Raw genomic sequence first — 3,986 nt, forward strand, 5'->3', positions numbered from 1 at the left:
TACGCTTGTCGAGAATGGCGGCGCGCGTGAACGTCATCGAGAGGCGCACCACCGCGGCGGTTTCGCGATCGAGATATACCGACCCGATCGCTCCCGGCAGCGCACCATTGCGCGGACGGAATTTCACCTCGTCCACGAGGATGTCCCGGCCCGGCAGCCCGATGCGCACCGGACTCCCCATGGTGTACTCGTACAGCTGCGGCGCATTGGCGCCGAGCGGATGCGACACATCGCGCACGTCCTGCCCGTCGCCGAGGCGGATGCGATCGGGCAGGTTGTCCAGCACGACCCCGTAGCGGTCGCGATAGTACCCCACGTCGGCGGGCAGCAGCGTGGTGTCGCGACGCCCCACGAGGCGCTGGGCGCTGCGCCCCGGCTGCCACCACGCGATCTGCAATGCCAGTTCTTCGCTCTGCACCACGCGCGGCGGAATCACCACGCCTTCGCCAAGTTGCGCGAGAAAGGCGAGGAACCCGTGGGCATCGGCGCGATAACTCAGCAGCGTGCTGTCGGCCAGCTGCAGCCCCCGTCGCGCAATCGCGCGTTGCACGAGCGAGTCGGCCGCGGGATCACGCCACGCGCCGGCGCTCACGCGGTTCGGCTTCGCATCGGCGGTCGACTGACCACCCGCGACGGAAAACGCGGCACTGGCCAGCAGCGTCAACGACATCGCTGCAGGAAAAAACCGGACGCGCATCAGGGCGTTGGTACGAGAGGCCAAGGGTCGAGCAACGGCCAGCCCCGAGGCAAGGGGCCGGCGGGTGGTGGTCGTGCGATTCCCCCGTAAGATATGCCCACTCGTGCCCACTCGTATCGCCTCTCGCGGCTAGCTTGAGGCATGTCTCACGACACTCCGATCAACGACGAAGAAGGCTACGTCTCCGAGAAGTCGCCGCCACCGAGCCAGGTGTTCAGCGGAGTCCTGTTGCTCGTCTGCGCCGCCGTGGCCATCACCTGGGCCAACTCGGCTGCCGGGTCGAGCTATCGGGCACTGCTACACGCGGAACTCTTCGGTTGGTCCACGCTGCATCTGATCAACGACGGCCTCATGGCCGTGTTTTTCCTGCTGGTCGGACTCGAGATCAAGCACGAAATCCAGGACGGGGCGCTGTCGTCGGTAAAGCAGGCCGCGTTGCCAGTCGTCGGTGCCGCGGGCGGCATGCTCGCGCCCGCGCTGATCTATACCCTCGTCGCCGCCGGCACGCCCGCCGCGCGTGGCTGGGGCATCCCCATGGCCACCGACATCGCGTTCGCGCTCGGCATCGTGGCGCTCCTCGGCGATCGTGTGCCCGCGCCGCTCCGCATCTTCCTCGCGGCGCTGGCCATCGCCGATGACATCGGCGCGGTCATCGTGATCGCGGTGTTCTACACGCCGAGCGTGGTGACGGTGGCGCTGGCGGCCACGATCGCCATCATGTCGGTGCTGCTGTGGCTCAATCGGCGCGGCGTGCAGACGGTCTGGCCCTACCTGCTTGGCGGCGTCCTGCTGTGGGTGGCCGTGTACCAGTCGGGCGTGCACGCGAGCATCGCCGGCGTCCTGCTCGCAGTCACGATCCCCTCGCGGGGCGACGACTGCGTGCAGCGGAAGATCGAACGAGTGCTGGCCAAGCCGGTGAATCTCGGCATCGTGCCGCTCTTCGCGCTGGCCAACGCGGGCGTGACCCTCCCCGCCGACGTGGCCGCCTTCGCCATGCAGCCCGCGGTCACGGCCACCGCGCTGGGGCTACTCATCGGGAAGCCCGTGGGCATCTTCGGCGCGGCCTGGCTGGCCGTGAAGCTCCGGTGGGCAGAGCTTCCCACCGGCAGCACGTTCGACGGTCTCTTCGGCGTGTCCATTCTCGGCGGCATCGGGTTCACGATGGCGCTGTTCGTCGCCGGGCTGGCGTTCGGCGAGAGTGCCCAGCTCGATGCCGCCAAGATCGGTGTCCTCAGCGGGTCCGTCATCACAGGAACCATCGGCGCGCTGTACCTGGCGACGCGCGCCAGGGTGGTGGCCTCACGCGAACGCGGCGCCCCGGCGAACTGAGCGGCGTAAGGCGGATGGTATCGTCCGCCGAAGTTGCCACGTGGTGTCCCCTTGGGCGGACAGTGGGGTTTCGTCGCGAGCGCACCGCGCCGTGGCCGGCCCCCGGGCATCGAACGCGTAACCGATTGCGTGCACAGGCACTTGGGTGATGGTGTCGGTTGGCGGAGAGTCCCAGGGGCGGGTGGTGGCAGGGATGGCATTGCCGATGCGCTACGGTCGGCTACCTGTCACCCAGAGGACACCATGATTCTGCGTCGTTCGACCCGTGTGCTTTCGCCTGTGCTGTTTGCCATCATGTCCGTCGCGAGTGCGGCCGACACCGTGGCCCATGCTGCGCCATTCGATCGCCAGCTCTTCACGTGGAACGGGCGGGTGGACCGCGAGGTGTACATCACCATGCGCGGCCGGGACGTGCGTACCCGCGGCGTGGATGCCGGGCTTCCCAACCGTGCCCGCATCACCGAGGCGTTGCCGCGCAATCGCGGCGATGTGGAGGTGCAGCTGCTCGACGGCCGCGGCGACGTGGATGTGGTCGAGCAGCCGTCGGCGCGGAACGGCTATGCCGCAACGATTCGCATTCGCGACCCGCGCGGCGGCGCCGATAGCTACCGCGTGACCGCGTATTGGACTGGTGACGGACGCTACGACGATCGAGACACGCGGGATCGCGACCGGCGTGACCGTGATCGTGATCGTGATCGAGGGGATTGGGACCGCTGCGGCTGGAACAACAACGGCGGCGGCTGGGGGTGGGGGTGGAGGCTGGGGCGCGGCGGTCGTGATCGGGACTGTGACGATCGGCGCGACCGCACCAGCGACAACCGCGATGACCGCCGCGGCGACGGAGGGCGCGGCTCCATCCGCTGGAGTGGTCGCGTCGACGATGTAGTCGAATTGCGCATCAACGGGCGGAGCGTCGAAACGATCACCCGCAGCGGTCGTCGCGTCGAAGACGTGAACAGCAACGTGCGTGGCGCCGGTCTGCCCAATCGGGATGTCACCGTGACCGTCGATCAGAACGGCGGTCGCGGGAGTGTCCAGGTCGTACAGCAGCCCACGGCGTGGAACGGCTACACGGCGGTCATCCGCATCTACGATCCGCAGGGGGGCTCGAGCTACTACGACTTGAGCGCCTACTGGAACTGAGGCCCCCGGGTAGCGAATCGGCTACCGGCCAAGAGAAAACCCGCCGTGCCCCAATCGGGGACGGCGGGTTTTGCAGAGGCGCCGGTCGGAATCGAACCGACGAATGCCAGATTTGCAGTCTAGTGCCTTACCACTTGGCGACGGCGCCGATCTCTCAGTGCTCTCATGGTCGTGGTGCCGCGTGTGACCATGTTCGTGGCGCAGAGAAACGGAATGTATTGCACGCCACACGGTGTTGGTAGCGGAGGCCGGCGAATTATCCGCGTTGGGTTCCTTGACGACATTCGTTGAGACAGTACACTTAGTACTAAGATGAGTACCGAATCCGCCCCCGACACCCATCTAAGCCTCAGCAGCACCGTCTTCGCCCTGCGCGCGGCGGCGGCGCACGTGGAGCGGTCGCTCACCCGAGTGCTCGAACCCTTCGGGGTCACCGCCGCGCAGCTCGAGCTGCTACTGGTCGTGGAACGCCTCGCGGCGTCGGGTGCCGGGTGCAGCGAGCTGGGTCGTCATCTGGCCGCTCCCGGCCCGGATGTGACCAGAATGCTCGACCGGCTTGATAGTGCTGGATTGGTGTCTCGATCAAGAGATACACAAGACCGTCGAATCGTGCATGCGATGCTCACGGAGAAAGGACGCGAGCTGATCGCCCAGGCCGGCCCCAGCGTCGCCGAGGCGGAGGCGGGGGTGTTCGAGGGGCTCTCCGAGCCAGACCGCCAGCAGCTGCTCGCGCTGCTCACGGGCGTGCGCCGTAACTGCCCCAACAGCTGATCGCATCGACACGGAGCGCGTCCACCGGCCACCGGAACATTTC

Annotated in this window: 4 protein-coding genes and 1 tRNA gene; 3 read left to right on the forward strand and 2 right to left on the reverse strand. The window is 67.4% G+C overall.

What is annotated here, in order from left to right; all coding sequences use genetic code 11:
- Nucleotides 1-670 (reverse strand): hypothetical protein (locus ACIQ6O_RS13895; RefSeq protein ID WP_396208382.1); only part of this gene is annotated, 670 nt, incomplete at its 3' end.
- A gap of 168 nt (nucleotides 671-838) precedes the next feature.
- On the opposite strand from ACIQ6O_RS13895, the gene nhaA reads away from it, so the two are divergent.
- Both nhaA and ACIQ6O_RS13905 read left to right on the forward strand, forming a co-directional pair.
- Nucleotides 839-2,026 carry a Na+/H+ antiporter NhaA gene (nhaA, locus tag ACIQ6O_RS13900; RefSeq protein ID WP_396208383.1) on the forward strand — a complete coding sequence of 396 codons (1,188 nt, stop codon included), beginning with the start codon at nucleotides 839-841 and terminating at the stop codon, nucleotides 2,024-2,026.
- A gap of 243 nt (nucleotides 2,027-2,269) precedes the next feature.
- Entirely contained in the window at nucleotides 2,270-3,172 is a 903-nt protein-coding gene (locus ACIQ6O_RS13905) for a hypothetical protein (RefSeq protein WP_396208384.1), read from the forward strand.
- A gap of 76 nt (nucleotides 3,173-3,248) precedes the next feature.
- On the opposite strand, the gene ACIQ6O_RS13910 is transcribed toward ACIQ6O_RS13905, so the two are convergent.
- Nucleotides 3,249-3,320 (reverse strand) — tRNA-Cys (locus ACIQ6O_RS13910).
- A gap of 164 nt (nucleotides 3,321-3,484) precedes the next feature.
- Between ACIQ6O_RS13910 and ACIQ6O_RS13915 the strand changes: the two genes are divergently transcribed.
- Entirely contained in the window at nucleotides 3,485-3,943 is a 459-nt protein-coding gene (locus ACIQ6O_RS13915; protein WP_396208385.1) for a MarR family winged helix-turn-helix transcriptional regulator, read from the forward strand.
- Nucleotides 3,944-3,986 lie beyond the last annotated feature (43 nt).

The organism is Gemmatimonas sp., from assembly GCF_044345575.1.
Lineage (GTDB): Bacteria > Gemmatimonadota > Gemmatimonadetes > Gemmatimonadales > Gemmatimonadaceae > Gemmatimonas.

Bases quoted from the DNA above. Each gene is read 5' to 3' on its own strand.
- nhaA (WP_396208383.1), top strand. From the start codon at position 839: ATGTCTCACGACACTCCGATCAACGACGAAGAAGGCTACGTCTCCGAG.
- ACIQ6O_RS13905 (WP_396208384.1), top strand. From the start codon at position 2,270: ATGATTCTGCGTCGTTCGACCCGTGTGCTTTCGCCTGTGCTGTTTGCC.
- ACIQ6O_RS13915 (WP_396208385.1), top strand. From the start codon at position 3,485: ATGAGTACCGAATCCGCCCCCGACACCCATCTAAGCCTCAGCAGCACC.